The sequence below is a fragment of the Mesorhizobium sp. M2A.F.Ca.ET.037.01.1.1 genome (assembly GCF_003998075.1).
Lineage (GTDB): Bacteria > Pseudomonadota > Alphaproteobacteria > Rhizobiales > Rhizobiaceae > Mesorhizobium.
The window spans coordinates 1-615 of record NZ_RZSA01001687.1 but is presented as its reverse complement, the minus strand read 5'-3'; the positions used below and the strand labels follow the sequence as shown (position 1 = coordinate 615).

The window sequence follows — 615 nt, the reverse complement described above, 5'->3', positions numbered from 1 at the left end:
CACCTCAGCGAAAGATCGACAATACGCTCATGCTCGTCGCCAGTCAGCGGGGCAGGATAAGCCAACTCACGGAAGACAAAGTACGGTGGGGGGCCGAACTCACCGGCGACAATCTCAAATACCTCATTTCCCATTAGATCAGCGTAATAAAAGCGGCCTTGGGCGAATTCTTCAATCAGGATCCTCGGCGAAGACCGCCATATGTGCTTCCCGCCCAACAGATAGGTCGTATGTTCCGCTACCTCTTCGGCGTTGCGGCACAATCGGACACCGCAGCTGCCGCTGCCTATGGCCGGCTTAACAATCACCGGCAGGCCGATTTCCGCGGCAGAACTCTCAACGTCCGTCGCATCCGCTGCCAATCGATATGCAGGAACTGGCAGCCCGGCCTCCGAAAGGAGCTGACGTTGAGCGAACTTGTCGCCGCATTGTTCAACAGATACGGGGTTCGGCCCGGGGAGACCGAAATGTCGGCAGAGCTTGCCAACTGTCGCATAGATTGACTCGTCGACGCCCGAAAAGCCAGTAATGCCAGCAATGTCGTAGGTCGCACGCAGCCGGGAACATTCGCGGACCAGCGCATCTAGATTATCTGTATCAACACGGATTCTGTCT

General features: G+C 56.6%; 1 protein-coding gene. It reads right to left on the bottom strand.

Translation table 11 applies throughout. The annotated features are described in order from the left end of the window. Positions 1 to 615, bottom strand: a 615-nt coding sequence (locus EOA27_RS39220; RefSeq protein ID WP_127259057.1) for an ATP-grasp domain-containing protein, incomplete at both ends; no start/stop codon positions are given.